General features: G+C 62.8%; 18 protein-coding genes and 1 pseudogene. 17 read left to right on the forward strand and 2 right to left on the reverse strand.

Annotation, left to right across the window (positions count from 1 at the left end):
* The 5 genes from FJ973_RS10445 to FJ973_RS10465 all read left to right on the forward strand — a co-directional run bounded on the left by FJ973_RS10445 (position 1) and on the right by FJ973_RS10465 (position 4,711).
* Complete coding sequence (locus FJ973_RS10445; protein WP_140555677.1) at positions 1 to 1,131, forward strand: glycosyltransferase; 1,131 nt, start codon at positions 1 to 3, stop codon at positions 1,129 to 1,131.
* On the forward strand, positions 1,128 to 2,219 hold the full coding sequence (locus FJ973_RS10450; protein ID WP_140555679.1) for a glycosyltransferase: 1,092 nt from the start codon (positions 1,128 to 1,130) through the stop codon (positions 2,217 to 2,219). The genes FJ973_RS10445 and FJ973_RS10450 overlap by 4 nt, the downstream gene beginning before the upstream one ends.
* On the forward strand, positions 2,219 to 3,322 hold the full coding sequence (locus FJ973_RS10455) for a glycosyltransferase (protein WP_140497406.1): 1,104 nt from the start codon (positions 2,219 to 2,221) through the stop codon (positions 3,320 to 3,322). The genes FJ973_RS10450 and FJ973_RS10455 overlap by 1 nt, the downstream gene beginning before the upstream one ends.
* A 23-nt stretch (positions 3,323 to 3,345) precedes the next feature.
* Positions 3,346 to 4,386, forward strand: a complete 1,041-nt coding sequence (locus FJ973_RS10460) for a UDP-glucuronic acid decarboxylase family protein (RefSeq protein ID WP_140497404.1) — start codon at positions 3,346 to 3,348, stop codon at positions 4,384 to 4,386.
* A 139-nt stretch (positions 4,387 to 4,525) separates the two neighbouring features.
* On the forward strand, positions 4,526 to 4,711 hold the full coding sequence (locus tag FJ973_RS10465; RefSeq protein WP_140497402.1) for a hypothetical protein: 186 nt from the start codon (positions 4,526 to 4,528) through the stop codon (positions 4,709 to 4,711).
* A gap of 3 nt (positions 4,712 to 4,714) precedes the next feature.
* On the opposite strand, the gene FJ973_RS10470 is transcribed toward FJ973_RS10465, so the two are convergent.
* A complete protein-coding gene (locus FJ973_RS10470) occupies positions 4,715 to 6,154 on the reverse strand; it encodes a hypothetical protein (RefSeq protein ID WP_246675860.1) in 1,440 nt (479 codons plus the stop codon).
* Between the two features lie 467 nt (positions 6,155 to 6,621).
* Between FJ973_RS10470 and FJ973_RS10475 the strand changes: the two genes are divergently transcribed.
* The 12 genes and pseudogenes from FJ973_RS10475 to FJ973_RS10525 all read left to right on the forward strand — a co-directional run bounded on the left by FJ973_RS10475 (position 6,622) and on the right by FJ973_RS10525 (position 16,364).
* Positions 6,622 to 7,725 (forward strand): inositol-3-phosphate synthase, encoded by a 1,104-nt coding sequence (locus tag FJ973_RS10475; protein ID WP_140497400.1) that lies wholly within the window; start codon positions 6,622 to 6,624, stop codon positions 7,723 to 7,725.
* Positions 7,722 to 8,318: a histidine phosphatase family protein gene (locus FJ973_RS10480; RefSeq protein ID WP_140555680.1), complete on the forward strand. Its 597-nt coding sequence runs from the start codon at positions 7,722 to 7,724 to the stop codon at positions 8,316 to 8,318. The genes FJ973_RS10475 and FJ973_RS10480 overlap by 4 nt, the downstream gene beginning before the upstream one ends.
* 14 nt (positions 8,319 to 8,332) lie before the next feature.
* Positions 8,333 to 9,433, forward strand: coding sequence for a glycosyltransferase (locus FJ973_RS10485; RefSeq protein WP_140497396.1), 1,101 nt, complete (start codon positions 8,333 to 8,335; stop codon positions 9,431 to 9,433).
* A complete protein-coding gene (locus FJ973_RS10490) occupies positions 9,433 to 10,230 on the forward strand; it encodes a sugar phosphate nucleotidyltransferase (protein ID WP_140497394.1) in 798 nt (265 codons plus the stop codon). Before FJ973_RS10485 ends, FJ973_RS10490 begins: the two co-directional genes overlap by 1 nt.
* Before the next feature lie 2 nt (positions 10,231 to 10,232).
* Complete coding sequence (locus FJ973_RS10495; protein ID WP_140497392.1) at positions 10,233 to 10,994, forward strand: TIGR04290 family methyltransferase; 762 nt, start codon at positions 10,233 to 10,235, stop codon at positions 10,992 to 10,994.
* Positions 10,987 to 11,913, forward strand: a complete 927-nt coding sequence (locus FJ973_RS10500; protein WP_140497390.1) for a beta-xylosidase — start codon at positions 10,987 to 10,989, stop codon at positions 11,911 to 11,913. Before FJ973_RS10495 ends, FJ973_RS10500 begins: the two co-directional genes overlap by 8 nt.
* 7 nt (positions 11,914 to 11,920) lie before the next feature.
* On the forward strand, positions 11,921 to 12,757 hold the full coding sequence (locus FJ973_RS10505) for a PIG-L family deacetylase (RefSeq protein ID WP_140497388.1): 837 nt from the start codon (positions 11,921 to 11,923) through the stop codon (positions 12,755 to 12,757).
* A complete protein-coding gene (locus FJ973_RS10510; protein WP_140497386.1) occupies positions 12,754 to 13,818 on the forward strand; it encodes a glycosyltransferase family 4 protein in 1,065 nt (354 codons plus the stop codon). Before FJ973_RS10505 ends, FJ973_RS10510 begins: the two co-directional genes overlap by 4 nt.
* 8 nt (positions 13,819 to 13,826) lie before the next feature.
* On the forward strand, positions 13,827 to 14,807 hold the full coding sequence (locus tag FJ973_RS10515; RefSeq protein ID WP_181169760.1) for a GNAT family N-acetyltransferase: 981 nt from the start codon (positions 13,827 to 13,829) through the stop codon (positions 14,805 to 14,807).
* A gap of 70 nt (positions 14,808 to 14,877) precedes the next feature.
* A pseudogene (locus FJ973_RS31340) lies at positions 14,878 to 15,594 on the forward strand (class I SAM-dependent methyltransferase); the annotation flags it as partial.
* A 213-nt stretch (positions 15,595 to 15,807) separates the two neighbouring features.
* Positions 15,808 to 16,026, forward strand: a complete 219-nt coding sequence (locus tag FJ973_RS31345; protein ID WP_224519089.1) for a hypothetical protein — start codon at positions 15,808 to 15,810, stop codon at positions 16,024 to 16,026.
* Positions 16,027 to 16,211: 185 nt separating this feature from the next.
* Positions 16,212 to 16,364 carry a hypothetical protein gene (locus tag FJ973_RS10525; RefSeq protein WP_181165412.1) on the forward strand — a complete coding sequence of 51 codons (153 nt, stop codon included), beginning with the start codon at positions 16,212 to 16,214 and terminating at the stop codon, positions 16,362 to 16,364.
* On the opposite strand, the gene FJ973_RS10530 is transcribed toward FJ973_RS10525, so the two are convergent.
* Complete coding sequence (locus FJ973_RS10530) at positions 16,365 to 16,928, reverse strand: sigma-70 family RNA polymerase sigma factor (RefSeq protein WP_140555722.1); 564 nt, start codon at positions 16,926 to 16,928, stop codon at positions 16,365 to 16,367.
* Positions 16,929 to 16,962: the final 34 nt, after the last annotated feature.

Here is a 16,962-nt window from a genome sequence, read left to right on the forward strand (position 1 = left end):
ATGCGCTTTCTGTTCTATACCCATTCGGTCGTTTCCGACTGGAACCACGGCAACGCACATTTCCTGCGCGGCGTCATGCGGGAGCTGGTCGCACGCCAGCATCAGGCGATCGCGCTGGAGCCGGCGGACGGCTGGAGCCGCTCGAATCTGCTGGCCGAGAAGGGCTCCTTCGCCATCGAGCGCTTCAGGAATGATTTCCCCGAGCTGATGCCGGTGACCTACGATGCCGGCTTTGACCACGAGGCCTGGATCGCCGATGCGGACGTGGTGGTCGTCCATGAATGGACCGAGCCGGACCTCGTCGCGCGCCTTGGTCGCGCCAGGGCCAACGGCGGCAACTTTATCCTCCTGTTTCACGACACCCACCACCGCGCCGTGTCGGCGACCGAGGCGATCTCGGCGCTCCGGCTGGAGCATTACGACGGCGTCCTCGCCTTTGGCGAAGCCCTGCGCGAGAGCTACCTGCGCGCCGGGTGGGGCAAACGCGTCTTCACCTGGCACGAGGCGGCTGACGACCGCCTGTTCAGACCGCATCCTGAGATCCGCCCGACCTCCGATCTGATCTGGATTGGAAACTGGGGCGACGACGAGCGTACCGCGGAGCTCAAGGAATTTCTGATCGAGCCGGTGCACGAACTCGGCCTCGATGCCACCGTTCATGGCGTGCGCTACCCCAGGCAGGCGCTCGCCGATCTCGCAGCCGCCGGCCTGCGCCATGAAGGCTGGATCGCCAATGCCGACGTGCCGAAGGCGTTCGCAGCGCATCGTGTCACGGTGCATGTTCCGCGCCGCCCCTATCGGGAAGGCCTGCCCGGCATTCCGACCATCCGCGTGTTCGAGGCGCTCGCCTGCGGCATTCCGCTGATTTCGGCCCCGTGGTCCGACACCGAGCAACTGTTCAGGCCAGGCGTCGATTTCCTGTTCGCGGACAATGGCTCCCAGATGCGGCGACACCTCCGGGCCGTACTCGGCGACGCGGATTTCGCTGCCTCCCTGGCGGCGTCTGGTCTCGAGACCATCCGCCTGCGGCACACATGCCGGCACCGCGTGGACGAGTTGTTCGGCGTGCTCGCCGAATGCGGACCTCAACACATCACCAATCCGACCGCCGCAAAGGAAGCTGCTGAATGAAGATCGCTTTTTATGGATCGAGCCTGTTGTCGTCTTACTGGAACGGCGCCGCTACCTATTACCGTGGGTTGCTCAAGGCGCTTTCCCAACTCGGCTACGAAATCACCTTCTATGAACCTGACGTCTATGACCGCCGGAACAACCGCGACATCGAGGCGCCGGATTGGTGCGCCGTCGTCGTGTACGAGGCGACCCAGCACGCGCTGATGCAGGTGGCGGCGTGCGCCGCCGAGGCGGATATCGTCGTCAAGGCGAGCGGCGTCGGTTTCGAGGATGAGGCGCTGCTGCGCGCCGTGCTCGATCACGCGCGTCCTGACGCGCTCGTCGTGTTCTGGGACGTGGATGCTCCAGCGACGCTCGGCCAATTGCGCGATGAACCGGACCATCCGCTGCATGCCGCGCTGCGGCAAATCGATCTTGTGTTGACCTATGGCGGCGGCGACCCCGTGGTCTGGGCCTATCGCGCCATGGGAGCGAAGGAATGCGTGCCGATCTACAATGCGCTCGATCCTGAAACGCATTATCCAGTCGCCAGTCAGGCGCGTTTTGCTTGCGACCTCGCTTTCCTCGGAAACCGGCTGCCGGACCGTGAGGCGCGCGTCGAGGCGTTTTTTCTCGATCCGGCCAGCCGTTTGCAGGAGCAGCGTTTCCTGCTTGGCGGATCGGGCTGGGGCGACAAGCCGCTTCCCGCCAATGTCGGTTGGCTCGGCCACGTCGGCACCCGTGACCACAACGCCTTCAACGTCACCCCGAAGGCCGTGTTGAACATCAGCCGCGACAGCATGGCCGCAAACGGCTTTTCGCCCGCCACCCGGGTTTTCGAGGCGGCGGGCGCCGGTGCCTGCCTCATCACGGATGCGTGGCTGGGCGTCGAACTGTTCCTGAAACCCGGCGAGGAGATCCTGGTCGCGCGCGACGGCGGCGATGTCGCCGAAATCATGCGCACCTTGACCCCCAATCGGGCAAAGGCGATCGGCGCGTCCGCGCTGCGCCGCGTCCGCGGTGAACATACCTACGCCATGAGAGCGGCCGTGACCGATACGGTCTTGAGGCAGCACTTCGAGCGCGGGACCGTGGAGGCGGCGTAATGACCAAGCGGCTCAACATCGTCTTTCTCGGCCTGTCCCTCTCCTCGTCCTGGGGAAACGGCCACGCCACGACATTTCGAGGCCTGCTGAAAGGCCTGCATGAACTCGGTCACCGCGTGACCTTCCTGGAGCGCAACGTGCCGTGGTATGCCAATCACCGCGACTTGCGCGATCCCGATTTCTGCACTCTGCGCTACTACGAAACGACGCAGGAGTTGCAACAGGACTGGGCACGATGCCTGCAACAGGCCGATGTCGTGGTCGTCGGGTCCTTCGTTCCGGAGGGGCGCGCGGTCATCGACATTGCCGTGGCGCTCTGCAAAGGGGCGCTCTGCTTTTATGACATCGACACGCCGGTGACCCTGGCAAAGCTTTCGACGGATGAATGCGACTATCTTAGTCGGCGGCAGATTCCGTATTTCGATGTCTATTTCTCCTTCACCGGCGGGCCGACGCTTGGCCGACTGGCGCAGGATTTCGGTGCGCGCCGTGCCGAACCGCTCTACTGTTCGGTCGATCCGCAACGGCATCACCGAACCGCCGACCCAGTCGGCTGGGACCTCGGTTATCTCGGCACCTACAGCACCGACCGGCAGGCAACGCTCAACGCGCTGTTGCTCGAGCCCGCACGGCGCATGCCGGAGCGCCGTTTCGTCGTCGCCGGCTCGCAATATCCGTCCGACATCGTCTGGCCTGAGAATGTCGAACGAATCGAACATTTGCCGCCGGCCGACCATGCCGCATTCTATAGCCGCCAGCGCTACACGCTGAACGTCACGCGCAGATCGATGATCGCCGCCGGATGGTCGCCCAGCGTACGGCTTTTCGAGGCTGCCGCTTGCGGCACGCCGATTATCAGCGATCGCTGGCCGGGTCTCGACAGCTTCTTTCCTGCTTCGGCGATCCGCACGGCCGACAAGGCGGATGACATCGTCGATATCCTGCTCAGGGAATCCGAGCGCGCCCGGCTCGCCATGGCCGGCCGGGCGCGCGAACTCGTCCTGGCAGCACATACCGGTGCGGCCAGGGCCCGCGAATTCGTGTCGCTGCTGACACGACCGAGAGCGGCGATGATCGATCTCGATATCGGAACCGCAGCATGACTGAAAGACAGGAGAAAACAGCGATGCGGCAAACAAGAAAAGCGCGAAGGGCGAAGACAGTGCTTGTCGCCGGCGGCGCGGGTTTCCTCGGCTCGCATCTTTGCGAAACGTTGTTCCGCAACGGCTGGCGTGTGATCTGCGTCGACAATTTCCTTACCGGCCGCATGGACAACATCGTCTCGATCATGGACCAGCCGCGCTTCCGGCTGATCGAGCAGGATATCTGCCGGCCGCTGAACCTCGGCGAGCCGGTCGATCGCGTTTTCAACCTGGCATGCGCTGCTTCGCCGCCGCGCTACCAGGCCGATCCGATACACACGACACGCACCTGCGTCATCGGAACGCTCAACCTGCTCGAACTCGCCGCCCGCAACAATGCGCGATTCCTGCAGGCGTCGACAAGTGAAGTTTATGGCGACCCGGAACAACATCCGCAACGGGAAGACTATGTTGGCCATGTGAACTTCACCGGCCCGCGCGCCTGCTACGACGAAGGCAAGCGCACCGCCGAAACGCTTTGCTTCGATTATCTGAGAGCAGCAAAAGCCGATATTCGCGTGGCTCGCATCTTCAATACCTACGGTCCCAGGATGGACCCCGCCGACGGCCGCATCGTCTCGAACCTGATCATGCAGGCGCTTGAGAAGCGCTCGATGACGATATTCGGTGATGGGTTGCAGACAAGGTCCTTCTGCTACGTCTCCGATCTGATCGAAGGTATGATGCGCCTGATGGATCTCGACCCCAATCCCGGAAAACCTGTCAACCTGGGCAATCCCGGAGAATTCACCATCATGCGACTGGCATCCATGGTGAGAGACATGACCGGAACCAAATCGGATCTGAAATTCCTGCCCTTGCCGCAAGACGATCCCCGCCGGAGGCAGCCCGACATCTCGCGTGCGAAGGCGCTGCTCGGCTGGACGCCGAAAGTGCCGCTCAGGCAAGGGCTGATGCAGACGATCGGATACTTCTCCAATCTCGAAACCAGCGGGATCGACGGCCGGATGACAGCTATTGCGACAAACGCAAGATCGGGCAGGTTGCAGAACCTTCCGGCCTGAGGCCAGGCCGCCGCAGCCACGTGTTCCGGTATGACCGCTCAAGCACGGTCATGCCTCCTGCCGCACTTTTGCGGATTGCGCGGAACATCCTGGCAAGCTCGGGGTTTGACGATGAGATCCCGCTATGGAGAACGGACCTGTGCAACCCAAACGATCCGCAAAGGATATCGAGCAGATTGCGGAAAGAGAGACGGCTGCCTTTCTGCGACGGGCCTCCATCACCTATCTCGAGTGCTGCGTCAGCCTAATGATGACGCATCTGCAGCGCGAGGAAGTGGCCACCATTCTCGAACGCGAAGCGGACATGCTGCGGAGACTGGACTGATCGTCACGGCCCGGACCTCTCCAGGAAGCGTAGCAGCCCTTTCTTGTACCGCGTTGCCGCAGCTACCAGCCTTGGCTTCTCCGGGCCATGCTCGGATCGGGCAGCAACGTCCCAGAGTCCCAGTTGAAACGCCAGGTAGCAAGGTTCGAGACAGTCAATGAGGCCGGTATCGATATTGAGCCGCTCCCCGGCTTCCATGCGGTGGACCAACGTCGCTAGCTCGCTGTCGGAAAATCCATATTCGACGCGAGCGCCGGCAATATCCCACTCTATGGGCTGGCAGCCGATCAAATCATGTCCCCGGCAGTGATCGACGGCATCCGTCTTGATCAACGTCCCGTCGGCACAAACGAGAAACTCCCACGGGTGAAGCCTTCCGTCGATCTCGACCCGTGGCAGCGCTTGCGCAGGGGCACGCTTCGAGAACCAGTTCCGCAGCTCCGCCGCGCGCCGCTCACCCAGGGCTTCGGCGCCATTGTGGACGGCCATCTCAGCGAGTTCCGGCAATCCAGCACCCAGTTCCGGAGTTCTGAGATTGGCCGCACGCCAAGCGAGATAGTGTGCGAGCTCCGCGACAAGCCTGTCTCTGGACAGGTTTACCTGATCCATTGTCTTTCCCTCGACCCACCGTTCAACCAGAAAACCGTGACAAAGCCCGACGATCTGCGGTCCGAAGCCGGCTTCGTGCAGCATCTCCGCGGTTTGCATCTTGCGCTGCCCGGTTTGACCGAGGCCGGCAAATTTGACGAGCCACCGATCGCGTCCCGCGGACGCCAGGAATTTTCGCCGCTCGATGCCGCGTTGACTCGGCGGCCAGAGCCTCTCCTCGGCGTAGTGGAGGTTTCGCCACTCTCCAGCGGATATTTCGGTCAGGGCCAATTGCGGGCTGCCGGCAGCCTCCGCCACCCAATCGCGTAGCGTCGGCATTTGCGCGCCGCCCGGGAAGGTGCGTTCGAAGGCCCGCGCCACATGTTTGCGGCAACCCGACCATGTCTCATGAACCTCCTTAGAGGCTTCGGCACCCGGGCCGCCGGAATGGCTGGGGAACAGGTGAATGCGATCCCTATCGATGCCCAGCCGCCGCAGCCATGCGACGACGGAGTGCATTGAACTGCCCGACAGGCCGGGGCCCTCGTCGACGACAGCGAAGCAAGCCGACGGCTTGCCCCTCCAGGCGCCGATCAATTCCGGGTCGGCGTTGACATACCTGCGGAAAGGATGGCCGATCGGGCGCACGCTGATGGGTGCCGGCGCGTCGATCGCCGCGGCGACCAAGGCGGCAAGCCCGAGGCCAATGCTGCGGATGCCGATGACGCATGTATTCGCGTCGAGGCCTGATGCCCGCCCCGCGCCGAGGTAGCTTTCAGGATAGAGCGCATAATGGGCGTATCCCTCGGCCGTGCCGGTAAGAACCTTGCCCCGGCAGTCGAGCGCGGCCAGCATATGCCTCAGCACGGGATCGACGGCGCCAGTCACTGTGAAGCCGCTTCGCCAGGACCTCGCCACTTCCGCCGCAAGGCCGACCAGCAGCTTGGCACCTTGCCGCTGCCTCGGCGAAGGGGTGTCCCCGCCGCGGGCCTCGAACTCGACATCGGCCAGTGCCTGGACCAGTTCCGAGACCTTGACGAACAACCCTACCAGCGCAGCGTGGCGTTGAATGCCGCAGGGCCTGCAATCGAGGCTTTCAGCCATTTCGCTTGCAGCCTCGCGAAGCTGTCGCGCGTCTTCTGTTCGTTTGTGGTCGCCGTAGACGATCATCCACCGATTCCAAGCTCGCCGTGCGCCAACGCGGCATGCGCGGCTTTGATCCATCCTGCCGCGCGCAATTTTTCCACGTGCCAAGGAACATTCCGGCAAGCTGACGGTTCGGGCCCAGGAACTTACCTTGGACAGCACAGGACGGCAGTTTCGTGGGATCGAAGAAAGTTCGTGTCGGTATCGTCGGTGTAGGCAATTGCGCATCCTCCCTGGTGCAAGGCCTTTCCTATTACCGAGACGCAAAAGGCAATGAGCCGATCCCCGGGCTGATGCATACCGATGTCGGCGGCTACCACGTCGACGACATCGAGGTCGTCTGTGCGTTCGATGTCGCCAAGGGCAAGGTCGGGTGCGACGTGGCCGATGCGATCTACAGCGCCCCGAACAACACGTTCCGTTTTGCCGATGCGGTTGCAACCGGGGTTCGCGTGGAGCGTGGCCCCACGTTGGACGGCATCGGCAAATATCTGCGCACGGAAATCGAGGAAGCGCCGGAGCCGGTTGCCAATGTCAGCGAAATCCTGCGGAACAGCGGTGCCGATGTGCTGGTCTCGTACCTGCCGGTGGGGTCGGAGGAAGCGACGCGCTTTTATGCCGAATGCGCCCTCGAGGCCGGCTGCGCCTTCGTCAACTGCATACCGGTTTTCATCGCGTCACGGCCCGAATGGCGCCTGCGTTTCCAGGAACGCGGGCTGCCGCTGGTCGGCGACGATATCAAGAGCCAGGTCGGCGCGACCATCGTGCATCGGTTGCTGGCCAATCTCTTCCGCGAGCGCGGCGTCCGCATCGACCGCACTTATCAGTTGAACTTCGGCGGCAACACCGACTTCCTCAACATGCTGGAACGCGAGCGGCTGGAATCGAAGAAGATCTCGAAAACGCAGTCCGTGACCAGCCAGTTCGATGTTCCCCTGGAGCCGGGCAACATTCATGTCGGCCCCAGTGACCATGTGCCATGGCTCACCGATCGCAAATGGGCCTACATCCGGGTTGAAGGCACGACCTTCGGTGGAGTGCCGCTCAACGCCGAACTCAAGCTGGAAGTCTGGGATTCGCCCAATTCGGCCGGCGTGGTCATCGACGCCGTGCGCTGCGCCAAGCTGGCGCTTGACCGCGGCATCGCCGGCGCGCTGACCGGTCCGTGCAGCTATTTCATGAAGTCTCCGCCTGAGCAGTTCACCGATGCCGAAGCTCGGCAGCGCACGCTCGCATTCATCACAGGCAGGGACGAGCCTATGCTCGATGCCGCGGAATGACGACGACCTTCTTCCTGATCCGGCACGCGGCACACGACAATGTCGGCTCCTATCTGGCCGGACGGATGGGCGGAGTTCGCCTTGGCGAATCCGGCAGGGCTCAGGCGGCGCATCTTGGCCGCCGCATGGCCCGCGAGCCGATTGCCGCTATCTGGTGCAGCCCACGCGAGCGCACGCAGGAAACCGCCAAGCCGATCGCGACTGCCTGTAGTGTCGGCGAAATCGCGATCTGCGCTGAACTCGACGAGATCGACTTCGGCATCTGGTCGGGAAAGACGTTCGAGGAACTGAACGGCGATGCCGGCTGGCAGGCGTGGAACAGCCGGCGGCAGGAAGCAAGCACCCCAAGCGGCGAAACCATGCTGGATGTCCAACAGCGTATCGTCTCGCTGATGGATCAGGCTCGCGAGCGGCATCAGAATCAATGCGTCGCGCTGATCAGCCATGCCGACGTGATCAAGGCAGCCATCTGCCATGTGCTTGGTCTGCCCGTCGGCCACAGTTTTCGCTTCGATATCGACCCCGCCTCAATCACGACGATCGTGTCCGGAGACTGGGGAGCAAAGCTCATCCGTCTGAACGAACTTGCCTGACGAGGACTTGCCGGATGCAGATGGTCATTTTCGGTCTCACCGTCACGTCTTCATGGGGAAACGGCCACGCCACCCTGTGGCGTGGCCTGATCCGCGCGCTGGCCCGGCACGGCTGGTCCATCACCTTTTTCGAGCGCAACACCCCCTACTATGCCGGTGCGCGGGACCTCGATCAACTGGATGGCGGCAATATCGTGCTCTACCCCGACTGGGAGGACATCCGGAGGGTCGCGGAGCAGACGATCAAGCAATCCGACGTCGTCATCATTACCTCCTACTGTCCCGACGCCGTGGACGCTTCGCGCCTGGCGCAGCAGGCATGCCGCGGGCTGCGCGTCTTTTACGACTTGGACACTCCGGTCACTCTGGCGCGCCTCGATCAAGGTGAACGCCCACCCTATTTCGGGCCCGAGGGCCTTGCCGATTTCGATCTCGTCCTGAGTTACACGGGCGGCTCGGCAATCGATGCACTCAAGTCGGTCCTCGGTGCACGCCACGTGGTGCCGCTCTATGGCCATGTCGATCCCGACCAACACCGGCCGGCAGTACCTAGGCCGGAATTTGCGGGCGATCTGTCCTATCTCGGGACCTATGCGGCAGATCGCCAGGCCGGCGTCGAGAAACTGCTGGTCCGTCCGGCCGCACTCCTGCCTGACCACCGCTTCATCATCGGCGGTGCACAATATCCACAGGAATTCCCGTGGAGCGACAACATCTTCTTCGTCAGGCATCTTCCGCCGGCAGATCATCCAGCCTTCTTTTCGTCGTCCCGCCTGACGCTGAATGTGACGCGCGAGGCGATGGCGCAAAAGGGGTGGTGCCCTTCGGGCCGGCTGTTCGAAGCAGCGGCATGCGGCGTACCGATCGTCACCGACACCTGGCCGGGCCTCAGCAGTTTCTTCGAACCCGGTAGCGAGATCCTGCTGGCGTACGACACAGACGACGTGATCGCGGCGCTCAAACTGCCATCGCACGAGCTCGATGCAATTCGAAGCCGTGCGCGTGAACGGGTTCTGGACGAACACACATCCACGCGGCGCGCGGCGGAACTGGATCGCATCCTGAACGAAGCCTTGCAGAGGTCGGCCGGCGAACCGATGAAGGAAGCAGTCTGATGTTGGGCATCGTGCCCGCTGCCGGACGCGGCAGCCGCATTCAACCGCTCGGCTTCTCGAAAGAGCTGCTGCCGGTCGGGAGCCGGATCGATGGACAGACAGAGCGCCCATGTGCCGTAAGCGAGTACCTGGTGCGGCGGATGGTGCGCGCCGGCGTCGACAAGGTCTGTTTCATCATCGGATCGGGTAAATCCGACATTCTCGAATACTATGCCGCGGGCTACGGAGCGGCGACCGCTCTGTTCGTGGTACAACCCAACCCCGTTGGCCTTTGCGACGCCATCTTCCGGGCAGCACCCCTCGTCGCACCGGACGAGACGGTGTTGATCGGGCTTCCCGATACGATCTGGTTTCCCGAAGACGGCTTCTGCCGTCTGCCGGACGACCGGCTGTCATTCCTGCTCTTCCCGGTGGATCGGCCGGAATTCTTCGATGCCGTGGTTCTCGACGAGGAGGGCCGGGTGCGGGAAATCCAGGTCAAGCGGCAGGACGCGGCGACGAACTGGATATGGGGCGCGTTCAAGATGCCGGGCCATGTCCTGCACCAGCTCGCGGCACTCTGGCGCGAGCGGGATTGCTATGACGAATATATCGGCACGTTGATCAACGCCTACCTGACGGCGGGCGGTCAGGCGTATGGGGTGAAGGCAGGGGCCGCCTACGTCGATGTCGGCACTTTCAACGGTTATCGCGCGGCCCTTCGGCTGCTCGACGACGATGCTGCGTCCAAACAGCACCGGCCCACGATGATCGCGCCTACTGCACATTCGCATGCCGTTCCGGGCGAAGGAGCTTAGCCATGCTGCATTCCCATGCTGAAATCCAACGCCGTATCGATGCCCTCGGCCCATGGTTCCACAACATGGAACTAGCCGGCGTCGAAACTGCTCCGGACCATTTTCTCGGTAACTACCCGCTGGTCAAATGGCGCAAGTTCGCCTATGCCATTCCAGCCGACCTGTCCGGCAAGTCCGTGCTCGATATCGGCTGCAATGCCGGTTTTTATTCCATCGAAATGAAACGGCGCGGCGCCGGTCGCGTCCTCGGCATCGATTTCGACGAGGCCTATCTGGCACAGGCGCGCTTTGCCGCCGAGATCGCGGACTGCGACATCGAGTTCCAGAAGCTTTCGGTTTATGACGTCGGCGCCCTGCGCGAGACATTCGACATCGTGCTGTTCATGGGGGTTCTTTACCACCTGCGCCATCCCCTGCTCGCGCTCGACCTGATCCGCGGGCATGTCGCCGGCGACCTGATGATCTTCCAGTCCATGCAACGCGGCAGCGCCGATCTGCCTGCGCTTGAGCAGAATTATCATTTCTGGACGCACGACCTGTTCGAGCGGCCGGAATTTCCGAAACTGCATTTCATCGAACATCGATATGCCGACGATCCGACCAATTGGTGGATTCCCAACCGCGCCTGCACCGAAGCGATGTTGCGCAGCGCCGGCTTCGAGATTTTTTTGCACCCCGAGCAGGAGGTTTATTTTTGCCGTTCCGCCGGCGATCCGGCCGGCGGCGGCGCCGTCTACCCGTCGAAAGGACAGATCCATGATTGAAGCCGCGATGATCTGGAACGAGCCCAACAACAAATCGCATTGGGATCCCGAGCTCGACCCCGATTGGAGCCGCTTCGCCGCCATGGCAATGTTGTCGGCGGATGCGATAGCGTCCGAGAACCCGGCCCTGACCAAGGTGCTCGGCGGCATCTCTCCGATCGACCCCGGCTTCGTCACGCGCATGAAGGAACTCAGATTGCTGGACCACGTCGATGCCGTCGCGGTACATGGCTTTCCGCTCGACTGGAACCTGTGGCAGATCCAGGAATGGCCACAGAAGATCGGTGAGATCGCGGCCGTCACCGATCTCCCGATCTGGGTCAGCGAAGTTGGCGTATCGACCTTCGGCGCCGACGAGATCCAGGTCTGGGGCCTCAGGCGCACCGCTGAATTGCTGCTCGGCAACGCTCCGCGCATCCAGTGGTACAGCCTTTATGATCTCCCGCGCGAATGGGAAGCAACAACGCGCCATCGCGAAGCGGAAGGCTCCTCCTACTATCGTCACTTCCATATGGGGCTGCTGCGCCAGGACGGCACGCCAAAACCGGCACTGGAGGAATTCCTGCGCCATACGCCCGAGATGGGGCTGGTGCAGTGGTTTCATTTCGAGGACCCGCGGCTGGACGACGCCGTCGCCTGGATGAAGCGGCTCGGGGTCACCAATATGCGGACCGGACTTTCCTGGGCCGACAGTTTCAGGCCGAATGCATTGAACTGGTTCGACCGACAGATGGAAGCGCTCGCCGATTTCGACGTGACCGTCACCTTCTGCTTCACGCCAGAGCATCGCGGGATGATGCCTCACCACACCAGTCCGCCGCTGGTGCCGGAGGAATTCGCCGAATTCTGTGCAACCATGATCCGCCGCTACGCGCCCGGCGTGGCTTCCACGTCGAAGCGGCGAGCCTCGGCAGCGTGAGGCTCCCATGCATCAACCGTCGGCAACCCTGGGCGAATTCGCGGCCCTGTTGACGGGCAGTGACGCAGCACATGGTTCCGCGATCATGGTCGTCGTCGCGCATCCGGACGACGAGACGATCGGCATCGGCGGGCATCTTGCCGGACTGCGGTCATGCCGCATCGTCCATGTCACGGACGGAGCACCACGCGATCTTGCCGACGCGCAAGCGCATGGTTTCGAGACATGGCAGGACTATGCCGATGCCCGCCGTGCGGAACTGACGGAAGCCTTGGCCGCGGCCGGCATATCGCCATCGGGCCTGACCGCTCTTGGCTATCCCGACAAGGAGGCTGCGGCGAATCTCGTGGCGCTCGCGCAGGAACTCGCCTGCCTTGTTTGCGAACCCGACATCCGCTTCGTCTGCACACATCCTTTCGAGGGAGGCCATCCCGACCACGACGCGACCGCTTTTGCCGTTCACGCGGCCTGCCATCTTCTGCGCCGTGACCGCCGGCCCGTGCCCACCATCATCGAAATGGCCTTTTATTCGGCTGGCCCGGACGGCCCGGTATTTCAGGATTTCGCCAGCGGCACCGGCAGTGATTGCATAGAGGTCTGCCTGACCGAAGCGGCCTTTCAGCAAAAGCAGCGCATGCTGGCCAGCCACCTGACGCAGCAGCGGACGCTGGCGCCGTTCTCGACCCGCACCGAGCGTTTCCGGCTGGCGCCGACCTATGATTTCCTGAAGCTGCCCAACGATGGCAGGCTCTACTATGAATCGCTGCCGCTGGGTTTCGAGCCCGGCACCTGGCTGCATGCAAGCGCCCGTGCTCACGAGGCGCTCCGGCTCGACCAGCCATGACGCTCACAGTGCTCAATGTTGCCTATCCTCTCGCGCCGGTGGGACCGAACGCCGTTGGCGGCGCCGAGCAGGTGCTGTCAATGCTCGATCAGGCCCTGACCCGCGCCGGTCACCGATCCATCGTCATCGGCTGCCAGGGTTCCAGTGCAAGCGGCATTCTGGTGGAAACGCCCGCCGAAGCCGGCGTGCTCGACCAGTCAGCAAAAAACCGGGCACAGGAGTCCCATCGCGCCGCGATCGCCGCTGCCCGCGCCCAATGGCCGATCGACGTGGTTCACCTGCATGGCATCGACTTCGACGCCTACCTGCCTGCCGACGGTCCGACCCTGGTGACGCTTCACCTGCCGCTCGACTGGTACCCGGCCGGGGCGCTGCGCCCAGGGCGCGACGATCTCTGGCTTCACGCCGTCTCGTCAGCCCAGCAAAGAACCGCACCGCCGGACGCAAGCTTGGTTGCCCCGATCCCGAATGGTGTCGATATCGACGCGCTGAACCAGCCGCGGCCCAGGGGCGACTTCGCCGTCGTGCTCAGCCGCATCTGCCCGGAAAAGGGCATACACCTGGCATTGGATGCCGCCAGGCAGGCTGATGTGCCGCTGGTCATCGGCGGGCGGGTCTATCCTTACGAGACGCATATCCAGTACTTTCGCGATGAGGTCGAACCTCGCCTCGACGGCCGGCGCCGCTTCCTCGGTCCGCTCGGCTTCGCCGCCAAGCGGCGCTTGCTCAATGCAGCACGCTGCCTAGTCGTTCCGAGCCTCGCCGCCGAGACCAGTTCGCTGGTCGCGATGGAAGCACTCGCCTGCGGCACACCGGTGATCGCCTTTCCAAATGGTGCGCTTCCCGAAGTGGTCGAGCACGGCAAGACCGGCTTTATCGTCAACAATGTCGACGAGATGGCGCAAGCAATTGTCGCGGCACCCAGCCTTGATGCCGAGACGTGCCGAAGCGAGGCGCGCCGGCGGTTTTCGCTCGAGCGCATGGTCTCGTCCTACATGAGCGCCTATCTGGCGCTGGCCCGGCTCGGCGCCGACCGCAGGCGTCTCGCCGCGGTGCGGTGAAAGAGCAGATGCTGCGCAGCGAGATCATCGGCGATCCAGAGCAATTGCATGCACTGGCGCCGCACTGGTGGAACCTGTGGGAGCAGAGTTCGTCGGCGACGCCCTTTCAATGTCCCGCCTGGCTGCTGCCGTGGTGGCGCACATTCGCTCCGGGGGAGCTGGCGACGGTCGCCATCTGGCGCGGCAACGATCTGGTGGGCCTGGCGCCGCTCTATCTCGAACATGGCACGGAAGGCTCGAAACTGCTTCCGATCGGCATTTCCCTCAGCGACTATCTGGACGTGCTGTGTGTGCCCGGCAGCGAGGCCCAGGTCGCCACTGCCCTTGCAGAGAAGATACTCTCGATCGAGTGGTCGCAGTGGATCCTGCCGGATCTGCCGCAAGGCAGTGCCGGTCTGGCGATCGAACATCCCGAATTGAAAGCCGATGGACTGGTCGGCCACGCCGTTTGTCCCGTGCTTGCCACCGACGGCGATGAAACGCTGGCGGGCTGCGTCCCTGCCCGGCGCAGACGCCAGTTGCGCCGGGCGCGCCGCGCCGCATCCAGACGCGGCCGGGTCGAGTTGTCGCCGGCACGAGGCGATCCTCAACTGTTCCTCGACCACCTGATAGGCCTGCACGGCGCGCGCTGGGCCGGAAACGGAGGCGGCGTGCTGGCCGACCCCGCCGTCGAGCAATTCCACAGGTGCTCGCTTCCCCTGCTCGACGCTCGAGATCTGACCCGACGCTGGGTGCTCGCCATCGACGGCAAGCCAATCGGCGCCTACTACGGATTTCACCATCGCGGCCGTGCCTATGCCTATCTTGGCGGTTTCGATCCTGCCTATGCCGAGGAAAGTCCAGGCGCGATCCTGGTCGGCCACGCAATCGCCGAATCGATCCGCGAAGGTGCGCGCGAGTTCGACTTCCTGCGCGGCCAGGAGCCGTACAAATATGGCTGGGGCGCTGGCGACAGGTGGACGATGCGAAGGACTTGGACGCGGAAATGAGACCATGGTTTCGATGGAACCAACATCCGTGCGCCGCCGGATAGCGGTCAGGCTGGCGGTCGAGGACTGTATGGCGGACGCTGTCAGTGCCGAGGCCGTCATCGCCAGGCTGGCGCTGCATCTCCACCCAGGCATCGGGGCAGTCGAATTGGCGGAGATCGTGGCGGAGATCGATCCGGTCGATACTCGAGACAGGAAAAGGCTCCAGCAGATAGCCGGGCTGCTTCGCCGCGGATCGAAGGTTTTTGCCACGTTGCAGAAAACGGGTTCTGCCGTTCGTCACGAACGCGACGACGACGAGACGGATGCAGATGTCGTGACGCGGCTGGCCTCGGGCTTTGATGCCGCGGCAGCGATTTCCCGGGTGGCGAGTGTCCAGTTGGCTTCCCTTGGCGATGAGGAAAGGCTGGCAGCCACGACCGACGAAATCGTTGCATGGCTGACAGCGCAAGACTTCACCGGTGCTGGACGCAACATTCTGGACATCGGTTGCGGCATCGGGCGTTTCGAACGCGCGCTGTCGGCATCCTGTGGGCGGGTCGTCGGTATCGACATATCGTCGAGGATGATATCGATCGCCCGTGAGCAATGCGCAGCGCTTGGCAATGTAGAGTTGCGGCGGACCTCAGGCCTGGATCTGGCGGAGTTCGGCGACGCGAGTTTCGACTGCGTTCTGGCGGTCGACAGTTTCCCCTATCTGGTGCTAGCCGGCGTGGCGGAGCGGCATTTCGGCGAAATTGCGCGCGTCCTCAAAAGGCCGGGCAGGCTGGCCTTGCTGAACTACTCATATCGCGAATCACTGTTTTTGGACCGCTCCGATATCCGTCACCTGGCGCAACGTCACGGATTGCAGGTCGTCATCGATGGCGAAAAAGCGTTTCGGCTGTGGGACGGCGACGCCTTCCTGCTTGCCGGCGTGACGGAACATTACCAGCCAATGCCAGTTCGGGCGTCGAACACAGCGACGCTGAAGAGCGGCGCCAATTCGAAGGAGGACAGCATGGCATCCGGCAGCAAGAAACATATCGGCCGTGGCAGCCACGGCAAAGGGGCCGGCGCCGGAGCAATGACCGAACTGGCCAAGGACAAAATCGAAGAGAATGCCGTTTTATCCAACAGGGACAAGAAGCAGCACAGCGAGGAACGCGGCCTGGACGGCAATCAGATCAAGTCCGATCAATATCAGGATCATGCCGCAAATCGATTGCCGAAGGACTGAAAGCGCCGCAGTGGATCTGTGACCTCGGCAATCGAGAGTGGAAGAAAAACCTGTGCAAGGGCTGCCGGCAACGGTTTCGGCACCGGGCATCTCCTTGTAATGGCGGTTGCTTGTCATCACAATAGGATGACGGACTGCCATCCATCCAGCCAGGGAATACGATGTCTCGTTCGAGCGATGATAGAATGGACCCGCGCGCAGGAATGGCGATGGATCAGGAGATTGCCTCTCTGCTGATCGCGATCGAGCAGGAAAAGGTTCCTGATCGCTTGACCAGACTGGCGATCGAACTGCAAAACGCGCTCCTTGCGAAACGCCGGCGCGACATAAAGAACTGACTATCTGCGGTTGTCGGCATCAATATCGATCTGCCCGTCCGACAGATGATTTCGTCTTTCCATCAGCGTCTGCAGCGAACTCTCCCCCAGGAACTCAAGAACGGCGGCGCGGGCACGGTTGAGCCGGCTTTTGACCGTTCCCACCGCACAGCCACATATCTCGGCCGTCTCCTCATAGCTGACACCTAGGACGCCGATCAGCATCAGCACCTCGCGCTGGTGTTCAGGGAGCCTCTGGATGGCGCCGTGAACTTCCTTGCTCTGAACGGTCCATTCCTGTGTGGCTTCCGAAATCGGCCTCGAGGACGCGCAGTCGAGCAGGCCAGGCGCTTCCCTGGCCGCGACCTTGACCCGGGTGTAGTAGGTGTTGCGCATGATGGTGAAGAGCCACGACTTCATGCGCGTGCCGGGTTCGAACTTGTCGATGTTGGCAAGGCCCTTCGTCAACGTCTCCTGCACCAGATCGTCGGCATCGTCGGGGATACGGCAGAAGGTGCGCGCGAAAGCCCGTAGCGCGGGTATCAGGTCAACGATGGAAACTTCATGGGTTTCCTGGTCGGCCAAAAGATAGCCTTCGCCTGACAATGGTCCAGCTCCC

Source organism: Mesorhizobium sp. B2-1-3 (assembly GCF_006442495.1).
Classification (GTDB): Bacteria; Pseudomonadota; Alphaproteobacteria; order Rhizobiales; family Rhizobiaceae; genus Mesorhizobium.